Origin of the sequence: Leucobacter sp. USCH14, assembly GCF_037619215.1 — a bacterium.
Classification (GTDB): Bacteria; Actinomycetota; Actinomycetes; order Actinomycetales; family Microbacteriaceae; genus Leucobacter.
Map to the genome: position 1 here is coordinate 85,447 of NZ_JAQPZP010000011.1, position 14,568 is coordinate 100,014.

The 14,568-nt window shown below is 65.7% G+C and carries 17 protein-coding genes; 10 read left to right on the forward strand and 7 right to left on the reverse strand.

The annotated features are described in order from the left end of the window. Window positions 1-31: 31 nt before the first annotated feature. Window positions 32-367 (forward strand): hypothetical protein, encoded by a 336-nt coding sequence (locus tag PQI23_RS11500; protein ID WP_339974639.1) that lies wholly within the window; start codon window positions 32-34, stop codon window positions 365-367. Between the two features lie 14 nt (window positions 368-381). Here the strand turns inward: PQI23_RS11500 and PQI23_RS11505 are convergent, their stop codons facing one another. From PQI23_RS11505 to PQI23_RS11515, 3 genes are read right to left on the reverse strand one after another with little or no spacing between them, the layout of a single operon-like run. Then, window positions 382-891, reverse strand: coding sequence for a DUF6328 family protein (locus tag PQI23_RS11505; protein WP_339974641.1), 510 nt, complete (start codon window positions 889-891; stop codon window positions 382-384). Between the two features lie 22 nt (window positions 892-913). Continuing rightward, the gene (locus PQI23_RS11510) at window positions 914-1,765 is read right to left on the reverse strand and encodes an alpha/beta fold hydrolase (RefSeq protein WP_339974643.1); all 852 of its coding nucleotides are present in this window, start codon (window positions 1,763-1,765) and stop codon (window positions 914-916) included. 4 nt (window positions 1,766-1,769) lie between these two features. Next, a complete protein-coding gene (locus PQI23_RS11515; protein ID WP_339974645.1) occupies window positions 1,770-2,750 on the reverse strand; it encodes a diacylglycerol/lipid kinase family protein in 981 nt (326 codons plus the stop codon). Window positions 2,751-2,851: 101 nt separating this feature from the next. Between PQI23_RS11515 and PQI23_RS11520 the strand changes: the two genes are divergently transcribed. Beyond that, a complete protein-coding gene (locus PQI23_RS11520) occupies window positions 2,852-3,298 on the forward strand; it encodes a transporter substrate-binding domain-containing protein (RefSeq protein ID WP_339974647.1) in 447 nt (148 codons plus the stop codon). Then, window positions 3,295-4,293: a cation diffusion facilitator family transporter gene (locus PQI23_RS11525; RefSeq protein WP_339974649.1), complete on the forward strand. Its 999-nt coding sequence runs from the start codon at window positions 3,295-3,297 to the stop codon at window positions 4,291-4,293. The genes PQI23_RS11520 and PQI23_RS11525 overlap by 4 nt, the downstream gene beginning before the upstream one ends. 13 nt (window positions 4,294-4,306) lie before the next feature. On the opposite strand, the gene PQI23_RS11530 is transcribed toward PQI23_RS11525, so the two are convergent. The 4 genes from PQI23_RS11530 to PQI23_RS11545 all read right to left on the reverse strand — a co-directional run bounded on the left by PQI23_RS11530 (window position 4,307) and on the right by PQI23_RS11545 (window position 7,543). Next, the gene (locus PQI23_RS11530) at window positions 4,307-4,810 is read right to left on the reverse strand and encodes a PRC-barrel domain-containing protein (RefSeq protein WP_339974651.1); all 504 of its coding nucleotides are present in this window, start codon (window positions 4,808-4,810) and stop codon (window positions 4,307-4,309) included. 60 nt (window positions 4,811-4,870) lie between these two features. Then, window positions 4,871-5,506, reverse strand: a complete 636-nt coding sequence (locus tag PQI23_RS11535; RefSeq protein WP_339974652.1) for a hypothetical protein — start codon at window positions 5,504-5,506, stop codon at window positions 4,871-4,873. 340 nt (window positions 5,507-5,846) lie between these two features. Beyond that, window positions 5,847-6,254, reverse strand: coding sequence for a RidA family protein (locus PQI23_RS11540; RefSeq protein WP_339974674.1), 408 nt, complete (start codon window positions 6,252-6,254; stop codon window positions 5,847-5,849). Window positions 6,255-6,340: 86 nt separating this feature from the next. Beyond that, window positions 6,341-7,543, reverse strand: a complete 1,203-nt coding sequence (locus tag PQI23_RS11545; RefSeq protein WP_339974654.1) for an ROK family transcriptional regulator — start codon at window positions 7,541-7,543, stop codon at window positions 6,341-6,343. A 152-nt stretch (window positions 7,544-7,695) separates the two neighbouring features. Between PQI23_RS11545 and PQI23_RS11550 the strand changes: the two genes are divergently transcribed. The 7 genes from PQI23_RS11550 (at window position 7,696) to PQI23_RS11580 (ending at window position 14,356) form a co-directional block, all read left to right on the forward strand. Next, window positions 7,696-8,583, forward strand: a complete 888-nt coding sequence (locus PQI23_RS11550; RefSeq protein WP_339974656.1) for an N-acetylglucosamine kinase — start codon at window positions 7,696-7,698, stop codon at window positions 8,581-8,583. Window positions 8,584-8,611: 28 nt separating this feature from the next. Then, window positions 8,612-9,913 (forward strand): extracellular solute-binding protein, encoded by a 1,302-nt coding sequence (locus tag PQI23_RS11555; protein ID WP_339974661.1) that lies wholly within the window; start codon window positions 8,612-8,614, stop codon window positions 9,911-9,913. A 6-nt stretch (window positions 9,914-9,919) separates the two neighbouring features. Next, window positions 9,920-10,840, forward strand: a complete 921-nt coding sequence (locus PQI23_RS11560) for a carbohydrate ABC transporter permease (protein ID WP_058593688.1) — start codon at window positions 9,920-9,922, stop codon at window positions 10,838-10,840. Then, entirely contained in the window at window positions 10,837-11,697 is an 861-nt protein-coding gene (locus PQI23_RS11565) for a carbohydrate ABC transporter permease (RefSeq protein WP_339974664.1), read from the forward strand. The genes PQI23_RS11560 and PQI23_RS11565 overlap by 4 nt, the downstream gene beginning before the upstream one ends. A gap of 56 nt (window positions 11,698-11,753) precedes the next feature. Continuing rightward, on the forward strand, window positions 11,754-12,788 hold the full coding sequence (locus tag PQI23_RS11570) for an SIS domain-containing protein (RefSeq protein WP_339974666.1): 1,035 nt from the start codon (window positions 11,754-11,756) through the stop codon (window positions 12,786-12,788). A gap of 19 nt (window positions 12,789-12,807) precedes the next feature. Continuing rightward, a complete protein-coding gene (locus tag PQI23_RS11575; RefSeq protein WP_339974668.1) occupies window positions 12,808-13,914 on the forward strand; it encodes an ABC transporter ATP-binding protein in 1,107 nt (368 codons plus the stop codon). 61 nt (window positions 13,915-13,975) lie between these two features. Continuing rightward, window positions 13,976-14,356 carry a nuclear transport factor 2 family protein gene (locus PQI23_RS11580; protein WP_339974670.1) on the forward strand — a complete coding sequence of 127 codons (381 nt, stop codon included), beginning with the start codon at window positions 13,976-13,978 and terminating at the stop codon, window positions 14,354-14,356. Window positions 14,357-14,568: the final 212 nt, after the last annotated feature.

The window sequence follows — 14,568 nt, forward strand, 5'->3', positions numbered from 1 at the left end:
GTACCGTCGCTCGGGAAGGAGGTCGTACATCATGACATCGAAGGACGCAGCACACCCGACAGCCGAATCGCCCGACTCCGTGGAGCACTCGGTTCCCGAGGCCGCCGATCGTGTGGGCCAGACGGGGCCTGACGCAGCCGATCCGCCGCGCGCCGGCGATCCGGGGCCGCTCGACAGCACGAACGGCAAGCCCAATAGCGATGCGAAGCTGGACGGGAAGACCTCGGACCCGGCATCCGACGAAGAGCTCGACGACGACGAGGGTGCAGACGCCTTCGAGACGCAGCAGGAAGCCGATCGCAACAGCCGGGACGAGGGCGGCGAGCGCGACGACCTCGACCACATCACGGTGGATACCCCCGACTGATCAGCTCTGACGCATCACATGTCGTCTGCGGGGCCCCGAGGGTCCGGGCCGCTGCCGCGCCGGAATACGAGGCGCGGCAGCACGCTCCAGAGACTGACCACGACCACGACGCCGATCGCGAGCGTCACGAAGCCAGCGGTGCGTCCCACCGCGACGTCGAAGACCAAGGCCGTCACCCCCGCTGCGAGCAGGGCGAGCACGACGAGGTCGGCCGAGAGCAGGCGGCCGCCGAGACGCACGATCTCGGGCTTGCGCCCCTTCCCGAAGAACGTGCGATGCAGCGTCACGGGCGCGAGTCCGAGTACAGCGGCGATGCCCGCCAGAGCGACGAGCACCAGGTAGAGCGTCAGCTGGAACCGATCGAGCTCCTGAAACCGCGGCTGAAACGCGAGCGCGAGCAGAAACCCGCCGAGGATCTGCGTACCGGTCTGCGCCACCCGCAGCTCCTGCAGGATCTCGTTCCAGTTGCGGTCGGCGCGCTCGTTCGTCGATTCGGCGCGGCCGTCACCGTTCACGTCGGTCATACGCAGACTGTACGGGCTTTCGTCACGCGTGCGCCAGCGGCGGGCCGTCGCCGCCGAAGCTCGTGCCATCGGTGACGCGCTCGCGCGCGAAGGCGCGTACGGCCCGGGCCACTGAGCGCGGAGCCGTGGCGTGCACGGCGTGGGCGCGGCCGGGTACCGTGACGAGGCTGCCCGCGCGCGCGGTGTCGCGGAGCTCCCGCGCCCATCGAGCACCGGCGACCGGATCCCGCGCACCGCGGAGCACGAGGATCGGCACGCGCAGGTCCGACACGGCCGCTTCGGTGCGGTAACGCTTCATCTGCTTCGCCTGACGGAGGAAATAGCGCGGCCCGCACCGGAGGTACGCCATGACCGCCAGCGTGTTCACGCGGGGCGGCTCCTTGCAGGCATCGATGAGCAACGCGAGCAACTGGGCGCGCAGCGAACGGTGCGCCCGATCCACGACCGGGCCGATCAGCACTACCGCCGCGACGAGATCGGGCCGCACGCGGGCGAGTTCCACCGCCCACTGCGCTCCCATGGAGTGGCCGATCAGTACGTAGGGCGGGCCGCCCCAGTGATCGAGCACCACCCCGAGCGCCGCGGCCATCTCGTGCACGGTCGGCGATGCCGCGGGCTTCGGCGTACCGCCGAACCCGGGGAGGTCCACCGACCACGTGTCAGCGGTGCGCGCGAGTTCCCGGTGCAGCCCAGCGAAGTAGTGGTGCGATGTTCCGATGCCGTGAATGAGCACGTAGCGGGTTCGCGACGTCGCCGGCGCCTGCGCCTGCGTCTCTGCACCGACGATCGAGAAGGTCAGGTCGCCGACCGTGACGCTTCGGGCCCGAGGAGATGCCGCGCCGGAGTGCGCCCTGGGGCGACGACGAGAGCGCACGCGTTCAGCGGTCGTCGCCGGGAACGCGAACCGTGAGCGCGCCCGGCTCGATCCACGCGTTGAACGCCGCCGCCTTGCCGAAGCCGTCGCCGTCGAGTTCGATCTCCTCCGCGCGCGAGAGCCGCGCAACGAAGCGCTTCCCGGTACGGTACTTGAGATCGCCGTCGTCCTTCTGCTCCCCGGCGAGCGCTCGGCCCGACTTGGTGCGGCGGACGATGCCGTTCACCCAGGCGATCTTCGCCCAGACACGGATCCAGCCGAGGAGGCCGCCGGGTCGGATCAGCAAGATGTCGAACTGGCCGTCGTCGACGACTGCTTCGGGGAGAAGCAGAATGTTGGCGGGAAGAGATCCGCAATTCCCGATGATCACCGTGTGCGCGGTCGCTCGCTTCGTCCGACCCTCGTCGAGTCGATAGCGGAGGTGCAGCTCGGCCGGATCCCGCAGGGACTTCACGATCGCACCGAGATAAGCCAACCATCCCGCGCGCTTCTTGAGGTCGTCGTCCGTGTTCTTGATCATCTTCGCGTCGATGCCCATGCCCGCCATGACGACGAACACGTTCCGCTCACGCGTGCCGTCTTCGCGTTCGATGTCGATGACGCCGAGATCGATCGGCCGATCCTTTCCGGTGAACGCTGCGGTGACGGATCCCGGCATGTCGTTCAGCGTCAGGTCGAGATTGCGGGCCAGCAGGTTGCCCGTGCCTGACGGGAGCAGTGCGAGCGGGATCTGCGATCCTCTGAGCCCCTCGGCCACCGCCCGCACGGTGCCGTCCCCTCCGGCGGCGATCACGAGATCGACATCGGCTTGCTTCGCTTCCTCGACCATGCCCTGGCCGGCATCTTCGGCAGTGGTCTCCAGCCAGATCGGCTCGTTCCACCCGGCGTCGGCGGCGGCCCGGACGATCTCCTTCCGCAGCACGTCGACGTCGACCTTGATCGGGTTGTAGATGACGGCGGCCGTGCTCTGACGAATATCGCTCATCTGCTCATCGTACGAGGTCTGCGGTGAAAGTGGAGGGAGTTGAAATCGTCGTCGCTCTGTTCCTATGGTCGGGTATGCGTCGATTTCGGAGTCTTCTCGCGGTGACCTGCGTGGCACTGCTCACGGGCTGCTCGATGGCGATTCCCACCGACCCGGACGGCACGCTCGACCGGGTCACCGGCGGCACCCTGCGAGTGGGCGTCTCGGAGAGGCCGCCGTGGGTCGAGACCGCGGAGGGCGAGGAGCCCGGGGGAACCGAGCCCGAACTGATCCGCGAGTTCGCGGAGAGCATCGACGCCGAGACGGAGTGGACGGAAGGCGGCGAGGAGCGGCTGCTGAAAGCGCTCGAGCGCGGGGAGCTCGACGTCGTCATCGGCGGCTTCACCGATCAGACTCCGTGGGTCGATTACGGTGCGCTCACGGTGCCGTACGCCGAGGAGGAGTACGAAGGAGCTCGCGAGAAGCACGTCATGATCGTGCGCATGGGCGAGAACGCGTTCCTCGTCGCTCTCGAGCGATTCCTGCTCGCGGAGGGGGCCACCGCATGACCACGCACTTCGGGCGCACCGAGCTTCCCCCTGCCCAGGCCTCCGCACTCCGCAGAGCGATCCGCTTCGAGCGTTACACGCTGATCTTCCTCGCCGTCGCCATCACCCTCGTCTTCCTCGTCATGGGCAGCTCGCAGGCGATGAAGGCGGCGTGGATCGAGGATCTCCTCTCCCTCGCTCCGCCCATCGCGTTCTTGATCGCGGTGCGCATCGTGAACAAGCGCCCCACCGAGAAGTATCCCTACGGCTTCCACAGGAGCGTGGGCGTCGCGCACCTGGTCGCCGGGGTCGCTCTCTTCGCCATGGGCGCCTTCCTCATCATCGATTCGCTCTCCGGGCTCATCACCGCGGAGCACCCACCCATCGGTTCGATCGTGCTCTTCGGCAACCCCATTTGGCTCGGGTGGCTCATGATGATCGTCATGGCGCTGACCATCCCGCTGCCGATCTACTTCGGACGGGTCAAGATGAAGCTCGCGAAGGAACTGCACGACAAGGTGCTGTACGCCGACGCCGACATGAACAAGGCCGACTGGATGACGGCCGTGGGATCCATCGTCGGTGTCGCCGGCATCGGCATCGGCCTGTGGTGGGCGGATGCTGCCGCGGCGCTGTTCATCGCGGTCAGCATCGTGTGGGACGGCGTGAAGAACCTGCGCGCCGCGATCACCGACCTCATGGACACGCGTGCGACCACCTTCGACGACGGCGAACCCCACCCGGTATCGCAGAAGGTGGACGACTATCTCCGCGATCTTCCGTGGGCGGCCGAAGTGGGATCACGGGTGCGGGATCAGGGCCACGTCTTCCACGTCGAGTCCTTCATCGTGCCCCGACCCGGCGAATCGCCGACCGTGCAGCAGCTGCTGGAGGCGCGCGACGGGTGCATCGAACTCGACTGGAAGGTGGAGGACATCGTGCTCGTTCCCATCGACGAGCTGCCGGAGGAGGTGGGAGGAGCGCGCGATACCCGCCAGTCGGAGCGGAACGAGTGATGGTGCGCCACCTCTAGCGGGAGACGCCCGTCGCGCCGTGCTCCGGCGAGTCTCCGTGCCGCACCTCGGTGACGATATGCCTGCGCAGCGGCACCCGCCCCGTGACGAACTTCGGCGCGGCCGCATGCTCGGCCCGCACCGCCCCGTTCGCATCGGACGGCGCAGAACGGTCGTCAGCCCGGCCATCCCGGTCATCCCGGTCATCGTGCTCGTCGCCGTAGTACTCCCAGAGTCGGTCGTGCTCGTCGTCGGAGAGCGATCCATCCGCGTCGATCCGAGGCGCGTCTTTCACCGTGGCCTTGTCGTAGGCGACGCGCATCGCTTCTCCGTCGAACGTCGCGTCTCGGAGCGGCACGAATGTCTCGGAGGTGCCGAACAGGCCGGTCGCCACGCTGACGAACAGCGGCTCACCGCCGTCAGGGCCGACGAACACCTGCTTGACGGAGCCGATCTTCTCCCCGTCGACGTCAAACACCTTCGCGTCGAAAAGGCTGTTGGTGGATGCGGAATCAATCATGATGGTACGTCCTTTCGATCAGATGACGTGAGGCCGATGGTCCGGGGCAGTCAGCGGCGGTCAGCGGCCGAGACCGGTGCGGTCGACCTTGCGATGGAAGCGCATTCCCGACACTCCGCCGAGCATCGCGCCGGCGAGGCTCACGATTGCGACGGCGATCGCGGTGATGATGCCGGTTACGGTCAACGTCCCCTCGTCGATCGGGATGCGCGGGAACCCGTTCAGATTTCCGAGGACGTTGAACTGGGCCCCGGCGATGGCCGTGACGATGGCGACGATCACCGCGATGACGATGGCCCACACCCACACGGCGATGCCCTGCTTGGCTCCCGAGAAGCGCGCCATGCGCCCGGCGACGTATCCGCCGCAGAAGTAGGCGACGAAGAGGATCACGGCGAGCACGATCGCTCCGACGATTCCCACCGTGTCGGCGTTCGACGCGAGCTCATCGGCGGCGTTCTCCACGTCGCCGTTCGTGGCGCCGAGCCCCACCCCTGCGCCGATCGCGCTGAGGATCGCGGTCAGGAGTACCGCCGTACCCATGGCAGTCAGCCAACCGAAGAATGCGGATCCCCATTTGATCCCGCCGAACTGCTCCTTCTCCCGGTCGAGCACCTCCTCTCGATGAGTCGGGCCGCGCTCCGCTGCGACCGCTGCAGCACCGTCGGCATGTTCGGGGGTGTTCCGAGTGTTCATTTCCATGCTCCTGACCTCGAAGTGGATGCTGGATGCGCCCGCCCAACTCGCAGCACGCACCTCCAGGTTCGGCGATCCTGTCGCCTCCCGCGCGGGGGTTGACCTCCCACGCAGACGTGCGAAGATGCACCGGGCCCCGATCCTCATCGCCATTCCCGAGCTGGATACGACGCTCGTGCTTTGCTCCGCACTCATTCGCGGGCGCTGCGGCGTTCCGCGCAGCGCCTCAGATTGCCTACCGGTCGGTCCCGGTTTGATGCGCTCGTTCGTCACCGGAACGCAGTCCCACCTGGCTTCGGGGCGAAGCTCGCGCTCGAGCACCGCTGATTGCCGGGCTCGTTCAATCGCGGACAGCTGCTACTGCCTCGATCTCCACGAGCTGGTCGTCATAGCCGAGGACAGTCACTCCGAGAAGCGTGCTCGGGACGTCGTGCTCGCCGAACGCGTCTCGGATGACTTCCCATGCCGCCACCAGATCCGCTTGGCGCGTAGACGCGACCAGCACGCGCGTGCTGATGACGTCGGTGATCTCAGCGTTCGCCTCGGCGAGCGCGATCTCCATGTTCTCAACGCATTTCGCCGCTTGGTCAGTGAAGCTGCCGACGCCCGCGGTTGACCCGTCACGGTTCAGCGGACACGAGCCCGCGAGGAAAATCAGCCGGGCATCAGCCGGCGCGGTCGCCGCATACGCGTACTCAGCGGTGTCGGATAGCGAGGAGGAGCGGATAAGAGTCACGGCTTTGGGCAAGGCTGACCTTTCTGCGCCGGGGACGATTTTCTTCAATCCTTCCCACACTCACGTCGGCGAGTATTCCGCCGTCTATGAAGCCGAGGTCACACGGATCGGGAGATCCTCACGGGCCCAGGGACCGCACGCAGGGCCGTCTCCGCCACGCCGAGCAGCACGGCATCTGCACCGAGCGACGCCGTGCGAATCTCAGGAACGAACTGGATTCTGCCTTCCAACCGCTTCCGAAGACCGGGGATCACGATGTCCGCGCGTTTGTCGAGTCCTTCTCCCAGGACGACGACATCCGGGTCGAGAATGCTGACGAGGGCGGCCACACCGCGAGCGAGCATATCGAGCACCATCGACGCGACCGGTGCCGCTCGCTGATCCCCTGCGGATTCCCTCGAGACGATCTCGGCTGCGGTCAATTGATGCGCCGAATCGATTCCCGCTTGATGCGCTGCGCCGGTAACCGCGACAGGATCGATCTTGCTCTCGAGCTCCCCGCGCCCCTGCGGCGGTGTCGTGAGGGAATCCGAATCGATGAGCAGGTAGCCGACCTCGCCGGCCGCGAATCGGGCACCGCGAACCAGTTCTCCATTGGCGACGATTCCAGATCCGAGACCCCGGTCGAGTACCAATGCGACGAACTGACGGCTGGAACGCCCCACCCCTCGGTACAGCTCGCCAAGCGCGAGTGCGTTCGCATCGTTCTCCACGACGACGCGAACGTCATGCTCGCCGACCAACTCGGTGAGCGTCGCTTCCGGCCAGTATCGCGGGTTCAGGCCCGTGACTGTTCCGCTCGGGCTCGCAATGCCCCCGACCGAGACGCCGATGACGTGGAGCGGGATGTCGAGCGCGGCGCAACGCTCGGCGAGATGAGTGATCATGCGGTGCAGCGCACGAGGGCCCTCGCCCGGCCCGGAAGCATCGAACTCTCGCTCGAAGCGCTCGATGATCTCGCCGTTGAACCCGACGAGAGCTCCCGTGATCCCATCGCGCCGAACCTGCACCGCCCCCGAGACGAGAGCCGTCGGTACGACATCGAAGAGCACAGGAGGCCGACCGCCTGTGGATTCTTCCGTGCCCGCCTGAGCGACGAAGCCGTGTTCGATCAGTCCCTTGAGTACACGATTCACAGTCGCCGCGCTGAGCCCGGTGAGTTCGCTCAGTTGCATCTTCGAGAGGGCTCCGCGCTGGCGCAGTGCTTCGACGAGCGCTCCCTGATTGGACGCCGCGATTACGCTCGTGCTCGCCGGCCACTCCTGCGTACCGGCGGGCGGCGTCGCATGGTGGTCGTACATGGGCGTCAGTTTACGGCCAGACGCGTTCGGCGCCTTGACGTCGAGCAAAAACAGGCGCATGCGATCTCCGTGACTTGACGCGCTCGAGCGGGCAGCGGTAGATTCAGACCACCTTCTTTTCACTCTGACAGATAAGTAACTCCAGGTTAGCAATGAAGCTCATTGGCATCGATATCGGCGGCACCAACACACGGGTGCGCGTCGCGGACTCCATTTCGACCGAGGTCGCAGATGCGAGGCTTCCGACCTCGGAGTGGCTCGGCCCCAGTGGGCTTCGGGATCGCGAGGGTGCCAAAGCGCTTCTCTCCCACGCGCACGAACTGGGGGCGGATCAGCACGCCGCACTGGCCGTGGGCGCGCACGGCTGTGATTCCGAAGCGCAGATACGGGCCTTCAGAGAAGCGCTGGAGGAACATCATGTCGGCCCGCTCCTCGTACTCAATGACGCGCTGCTCGTGGGACCAGCGGCCGGCTTCACCGACGCCGTCGGCATCATCGCCGGCACGGGTTCCATCGTGGTCGGCCGCACTCCAGCGGGAGAACACCTGACTGCGGGCGGTTATGGATGGATGATCGGAGATCCGGGAAGCGCACCCGGCATCACTCGCGAGTCGATGCGCGCGGTGCAGCGAGAGCACGATACCGGCCGACGCCCCGGCCTCCTTGCGCGCCGGCTCATGGAGCATTTCGCGACTGACACCGTCGACGATCTCTCTCTCATCTTCACCCACCGCGCGACGATGCATCGCTGGGCGAAGGCCGCTCCCGTGATCTTCACCGCCGCAACCGAGGGCTCACGTTTGGCCCGCCGGGTCATCAGCGCTGCAGCCGACGAGCTGGCGACGAGCGTCGGAGATGTGCTCGGGCGTCAGGCTCGAGCAGATGCCATCGTCGCCGCGGGCGGCGTCGTCACCGCGCAGCCGCTCCTGCAGAGTGAGCTCGCGCGAGCCCTGGCAGACCAGGGGATCGACCTGCCCTTCGTGGTGCTGCACGACGAGCCCGTCGCCGGAGCCATAGCCCTCGCTCGAACCCTCATCTGACCTACACCGAAAATCAAAGGAGAAATTCATGAAAGGCAAGAACCTCAAGCGATTGCAACGAAGCCTCATCGCTGGTGTCGCAGCCGCAGGTCTCACGTTGAGCGGCTGCAGCGTCACCGGTGGCGGTGGCGGTGGTGACGCGGGCGACGGAACCGGCGAGATCAACGCGCTCTTCATGAAGCAGGCCGGGTATTCCGAGGATGACTACAAGCAGATCATCGCCGATTTCGAAGAGGAGAACGGGGGCGATATCACCGTCAACCCCACCTTCGTGTCGTACGAAGCCCTGCACGACAAGATCGTGACCTCGGCCCCCGCCGGGACGTACGACGTCGTCTTGATCGATGTGATCTGGCCCGCGGAGTTCGCGTCGAAGGGGATCATCGCGGACCTCGGGGATAAGTTCCCCGGCGCGGCCGAGGACGAACTTCTGTCGGGGGTGATTCCGACGGCCGCGTACCAGGACAAGTTCTACGGCGTGCCGAACGGCCCGTCGACGAAGCTCTTCTTCTACAACGAGGAGATGATCGCCGAAGTGGGCGCCACGCCGGAGGACTTGGAGACCTGGGACGGCGTACTCGCGACGGCCGAGAAGATCAAAGAGGCGGGGATCAGCGAGTATCCGATCGCATGGAGCTGGGCGCAGGCCGAGGCGCTCATCTGCGATTACGCACAGCTGCTCGGGGCGTTCGACGGAGAGTTCACGAATGACGATGGTGAACTGATCATCAACAATGCGCAGGGAGTCGCCGCCCTCGAGTGGATGAAGCAGACCATCGACGACGGACTCACGAACCCCGCCTCCACCACGTTCCTCGAGGACGACGTGTCGAAGGCGCTCGCCCAGGGCGAGACGGCGTTCGGTCTGAACTGGGACTCGACCATGCGAGATCTCCAGGATCCGGAGATCTCCACGATCGCCGACGCTGCGGGCGTCCTGGCGACGCCGCAGGGCCCGAGCGGTGCTCGGCCCGGCGTGAACGGCGCCATGGCGTACTCGGTCACGGCCACTTCGAAGAATCAGGATGCTGCGTGGGAATTCATCGACTACATGACGAGCGAGGAGACGCAGGAGGAATACGTCCACTCATCGCAGCCGAGCTGGAAGGCCAGCTACGAGAAGCCGGAAGTCATCGACGTCAATCCTGAAGTCTTCGCGGTGTCGGAAGAGGCCTACGCCGACTCCATCCTGCGCCCCGCAGTACCGAACTACTCGACCGTCTCGCAGATCATTCAGGTCGAGCTGCAAAACGCGCTTCTCGGTAAGAAGACACCGCAGGAAGCCCTCGATGACGCCGTCGAGGCTGCGAACGCAGAGTTGGAGGACTAAGACCTCATGGCAGTATCGACCGCATCGGCGCCACGCAGGAAGCGGCGCGACAGCGAGAGGCGACTCGCCTTCTGGTTGTTGCTCCCCGCGATCCTCGCCGTTTTCGGCGTCATCCTGTATCCGCTGGGCCGCACGCTGCTCATCTCGCTCTTCGAGGTGACCTCCGCCGTTGCGGTCGATACTCCTTTCGTCGGCCTCGGCAACTACATCGAGGCCCTGAGCGCGAACGGCTTCTGGGGCGCGCTCGGGCGCACACTCTATTTCACGCTCGTCTCGACCTCGATCGAGCTGGTGTTCGGACTCGGGATCGCGTTCCTCCTCAACGCGAAGATCCGCGGTCGCTGGATCCTCCGAGCGCTGGTCGTTCTGCCCTGGGCCGTGCCCACCATCGTGAACGCTGCTATGTGGAAAGGCATCTACAACGCGCAGTACGGCGCGCTCAACGGTGTGCTCAGCCACCTCGGTGTGATCGACAGCTACCAGGCCTGGCTCTCCGACCCGACGACCGCACTGAACCTCGTCATCATCGCCGACGCATGGAAGACGACGCCGCTCGTGGCCATCTTCCTCCTCGCCGGCCTGACCTCGATTCCCAGTGAACTGACCGAGGCCGCGAAAGTCGACCGCGCGGGAGCCTTCCGCCGGTTCTTCTCCATCACGCTCCCCCTGCTGCTGCCCTCCGTCGCTCTGGTACTCGTGCTGCGCACCGTGGAAGCAGTCAAGGTCTTCGACATCATCTACGCGATGACTCGAGGCGGGCCCGCGAACGGCACCCAGACCATCTCGTACTACACCTACGTCACCGCGTTCTCGGAGCAGAACTACGGCCTCGGGTCTGCGATCTCGTTCCTCGTTCTCATCATCATCCTCGTGCTGACCACGGCCTACCTTCGGATGCTGCGCCGATCGGAAATGAGCACACTATGAAACAGCACCACAATCGTCGAATCCTCGGTCAGGCGCTCACGTACCTCGCGGCGCTCATCGTCGCGGTGGGGTGCATCGCGCCGCTCGGCTGGTTGGCGATCGCGAGCATCTCCACGCAGGCGGACATCGTCGCGAAACCCATGCGCTGGTGGCCCAGCGAACTACATCTCGACCGGTATCAGGAGATACTCTTCGACCCCACGTCATCTGTGGGCGCCTCATTCCGTGCCGCCTTCATGAACTCCCTCGTCGTCGGCGTCGCCACAGTGGTCATCTCCATGGTCGTCGGCATCTTCGGCGCCTACGCGTTCGCCCGCCTGAAATTCCCATTCCGACGCGGGTTCCTCGTGCTGTTCCTGACGACGTACATGCTGCCGCAGATCTCACTCTTGATCCCGCTCTACATGATTCTGAATTCGCTCGGAATGCTGGACACGACGATCGGACTGATCCTGGTGGATTGCTCGCTCGTCATCCCGTTCACGCTGTGGATCTTGAGCAACTACTTCATGACCGTGCCGGCGGATCTCGAGGACGCCGCGCGCATCGACGGCACCAGCCGTCTCGGGGCACTGTTCCGCATCATCCTGCCCTCGGCGAAACCCGGCCTCTTCGCAGCCGTGATGTTCGCGTTCCTTCTCGCCTGGGACGAATTCATGTACGCCCTCATCTTCACCTCGTCCGACGCGTCGAAGACCATTCCCGTTGCGATCTCAGAGTTCGCGGGACGGTACACGACCGATTTCGGCCTGGTGGCCACCGGTGGAGTGATCGCGGCCATCCCGCCGCTGGTCATTGCACTGATCTTCCAGCGTCAGATCGTCAGTGGTCTGGCTGCGGGCGCAGTAAAGGGCTGACGTCCCGACCTCCACTTGTTCCTCTCGCCGTTTCGCATTCCACCTCAGGAGAACCCTTGTCCGATCGCATTCCCTTCCACCAGGCCATTCACCAGCAGCCGGAGCTCCTCACGATGGCAGCCCCGGCGATCGCCGCATCGCTGGCCGCCGCTGAGCTTCCGCGCTGGAACGCCGGCGACACGGTTGTTGTACTCGCCATGGGCGCGTCGAGCAATTCCGGCCACGCTCTGGTGGCCGCCCTCGCACAGCAGGGGGTTCGAGGTGTGAATCTCACCGCGTCTGAGGTCGCTGCCTACCCGAGCGACTTCGAGCCGGGCGACCACTACCTCATCGTTTCGGAATCCGGGCGCAGCCCGGAACCCATTGCGGCGGCGCGCGGTCGCGGGTCGGGACGGCGCGTCGCGATCACCAACTTTCCTGGAGCAGCGATCTCGGAGGTGAGCGACTTCGTCGTCGGATACGGCGGCATCGATGATTCCCCCGTCTACACCTCTGGTTACCTCTCAACACTCCTGTCCTACTCGGCCATCATGCAGAGCGCCGGCCTCGAGAGCGACCTCGATGTCACCGGCGCTTCGCGACTGGTCGCGGACCTCCTCAGGCACCACCGAGACCTCGCCGAGTCACTCGCCCCGATCTTCGACGACATCGCCGCAGTCGACCTCATCGGTCGCGGGATGGGCGTCTCGTCCGCCGCTCAAGGCGCCCTCATGCTGCGCGAAGCCGTGCGTCTCCCGGCGACCGGCTGGGAGACGTTCCAGTTCGTGCACGGACCCCACGAGGTCATCGACTCGAAGAACATGCTCGTCACCATCGGTGACGGCCGCGAGCTCGACGTGGTGCTGCAGATGGCCGAGGCCGGAGCGCGCGTGCTCGTGATCACGGGTGCGAGCGACGAGCGGGTCGCCGCTCTCGCGCACGAGAACGTGACGGTCGTGCGCGTGCGGCACACCGACGCGGGCCTGACCCGCGTGCTCGAGGAGACCGTGATCCTGCAACTGATCGTCGATGCCGTCGCGCGCCGCCAGGGGGTCACCGTCGAAGGCACGCGCTACGAGCAGAACGACACGAAACTCCCGATCGCCGGTTAACCACGGAAGGAAACGCGCCATGGCAAACGTCGCCTACGACAACGTCACCCTGTCATACCCCGGCACCGACCGTCCGGCGGTGCAGAACCTGAATCTCGAGATCGCCGATGGAGAGTTCCTCGTGCTCGTCGGCCCCTCGGGCTGCGGAAAATCCACCGCGCTGCGCATGCTCGCCGGCCTCGAGGAGATCTCCGACGGACGCATCATCATCGGCGATGCGGAGGTCACTCATCTGTCGCCGAAGGATCGCGACATCGCCATGGTGTTCCAGAACTACGCGCTCTACCCGCACATGACCGTCGCGGAGAACATGGGCTTCGCGCTCAAGATCGCGAAGGTCGGCAAGGAGGAGCGCCGGCGGCGCGTCGAGGCGGTCGCCGAGCAGCTCGATCTCACCGAGTACCTCGACCGCAAGCCGAAGGCGCTCTCCGGCGGCCAGCGCCAGCGCGTCGCGATGGGGCGGGCGATCGTCCGCGAACCCCAGGTCTTCCTGATGGACGAACCCCTGTCGAACCTCGACGCGAAACTGCGCGTGCAGACCCGCACCCGCATCGCGGCCCTGCAGCGCGAGCTCGGAGTCACCACGGTTTACGTGACGCACGATCAGACCGAGGCCCTCACCATGGGCGACCGCATCGCGGTGATGAAGCTCGGGGTGCTGCAGCAGGTCGGAACCCCGCGAGAGCTGCTGGACACTCCCGTGAACACGTTCGTCGCCGGGTTCATCGGCTCACCCGCCATGAACCTGTTCACCACGACGGTCGACGCCGATGGTGTCAGGATCGGCGACCTCACCGTCCCCATCTCCCGCGAGGCGCGCGCTCGACTCTCGGCAGATACGGTCACCGTCGGGGTGCGGCCCGAAGATTTCGCCGTCTCCACAACTGGATCTCCCGGGCTCTCGGTGCGCGCGAAACTCATCGAGGAGCTCGGCGCGGACGGCTACCTGTACGGGGAGACGTCGCTCGATGACGAGAGCACCGAACTCGTCGTCCGCGTTGACGGGCGCGACCATCCGCAGATCGGCGATGCGGTGACCGTCGCTCCGGTTGCCCCGTCCCGGGTCCACCTGTTCGATCACACGACAGGCGAGCGGATCGACTCGGCCCGAGTAGAGGTGCACTGACCCGCGCACGTGATGTCGTCCTTCCGTAGATGGAACCAGAAGACCGGGGTACCGTCGATGCATGTCATCCGAGTCGCTCTCGATCGATCACCTGTTGACCCTTGAACACGATGGGTGGACGGCACTGTGCCGCTCGGAGGGCGGTTCGTTCTACGGCGACCTCATGACGCCCGATGCCGTGATGGTGCTCGTGAACGGGATGGTGCTCGACCGACCCGGTGTCGTCGCATCGTTGAACGCGGCGCCTCCGTGGTCGTCGTACCTCATCGAGGACGCGCAGCTCGTCCCGGTCAGCGGTAGCAGTGCCGCACTCGTCTATCGAGCGCGCGCGTCACGCGAGGGAGAAGCTGATCCGTTCGTCGCGCTCATGACCAGCCATTACACGCTCGTCGAAGGCCGACCTGCATTGGCGCTGTACCAGCAGACGTCGATCACCACTTGAGCCAACGCCGGTCTGCGACGGAAGTACGCGCGCGCTAAGTGACCTCGAGCAGTTTCGTTCTCGTAGACCGTTCGCCGATGACCAGTACGCACGACTGTAACGAGCAACTCCACTTTGAACGCGTCGTAGTGTATTGGCCGGGCTCGTCGCTAGAACGGATGGGGCTGTTCGTTGCGCTCGGCGCGCGCGAACCGCACCCGGCTCGGAGGCCG

Coding starts and splice junctions, on each gene's coding strand:
- PQI23_RS11500 (WP_339974639.1), top strand. CDS start 32: ATGACATCGAAGGACGCAGCACACCCGACAGCCGAATCGCCCGACTCC.
- PQI23_RS11505 (WP_339974641.1), bottom strand. CDS start 891: ATGACCGACGTGAACGGTGACGGCCGCGCCGAATCGACGAACGAGCGC.
- PQI23_RS11515 (WP_339974645.1), bottom strand. CDS start 2,750: ATGAGCGATATTCGTCAGAGCACGGCCGCCGTCATCTACAACCCGATC.
- PQI23_RS11525 (WP_339974649.1), top strand. CDS start 3,295: ATGACCACGCACTTCGGGCGCACCGAGCTTCCCCCTGCCCAGGCCTCC.
- PQI23_RS11530 (WP_339974651.1), bottom strand. CDS start 4,810: ATGATTGATTCCGCATCCACCAACAGCCTTTTCGACGCGAAGGTGTTT.
- PQI23_RS11535 (WP_339974652.1), bottom strand. CDS start 5,506: ATGAACACTCGGAACACCCCCGAACATGCCGACGGTGCTGCAGCGGTC.
- PQI23_RS11545 (WP_339974654.1), bottom strand. CDS start 7,543: ATGTACGACCACCATGCGACGCCGCCCGCCGGTACGCAGGAGTGGCCG.
- PQI23_RS11550 (WP_339974656.1), top strand. CDS start 7,696: ATGAAGCTCATTGGCATCGATATCGGCGGCACCAACACACGGGTGCGC.
- PQI23_RS11555 (WP_339974661.1), top strand. CDS start 8,612: ATGAAAGGCAAGAACCTCAAGCGATTGCAACGAAGCCTCATCGCTGGT.
- PQI23_RS11560 (WP_058593688.1), top strand. CDS start 9,920: ATGGCAGTATCGACCGCATCGGCGCCACGCAGGAAGCGGCGCGACAGC.
- PQI23_RS11565 (WP_339974664.1), top strand. CDS start 10,837: ATGAAACAGCACCACAATCGTCGAATCCTCGGTCAGGCGCTCACGTAC.
- PQI23_RS11575 (WP_339974668.1), top strand. CDS start 12,808: ATGGCAAACGTCGCCTACGACAACGTCACCCTGTCATACCCCGGCACC.
- PQI23_RS11580 (WP_339974670.1), top strand. CDS start 13,976: ATGTCATCCGAGTCGCTCTCGATCGATCACCTGTTGACCCTTGAACAC.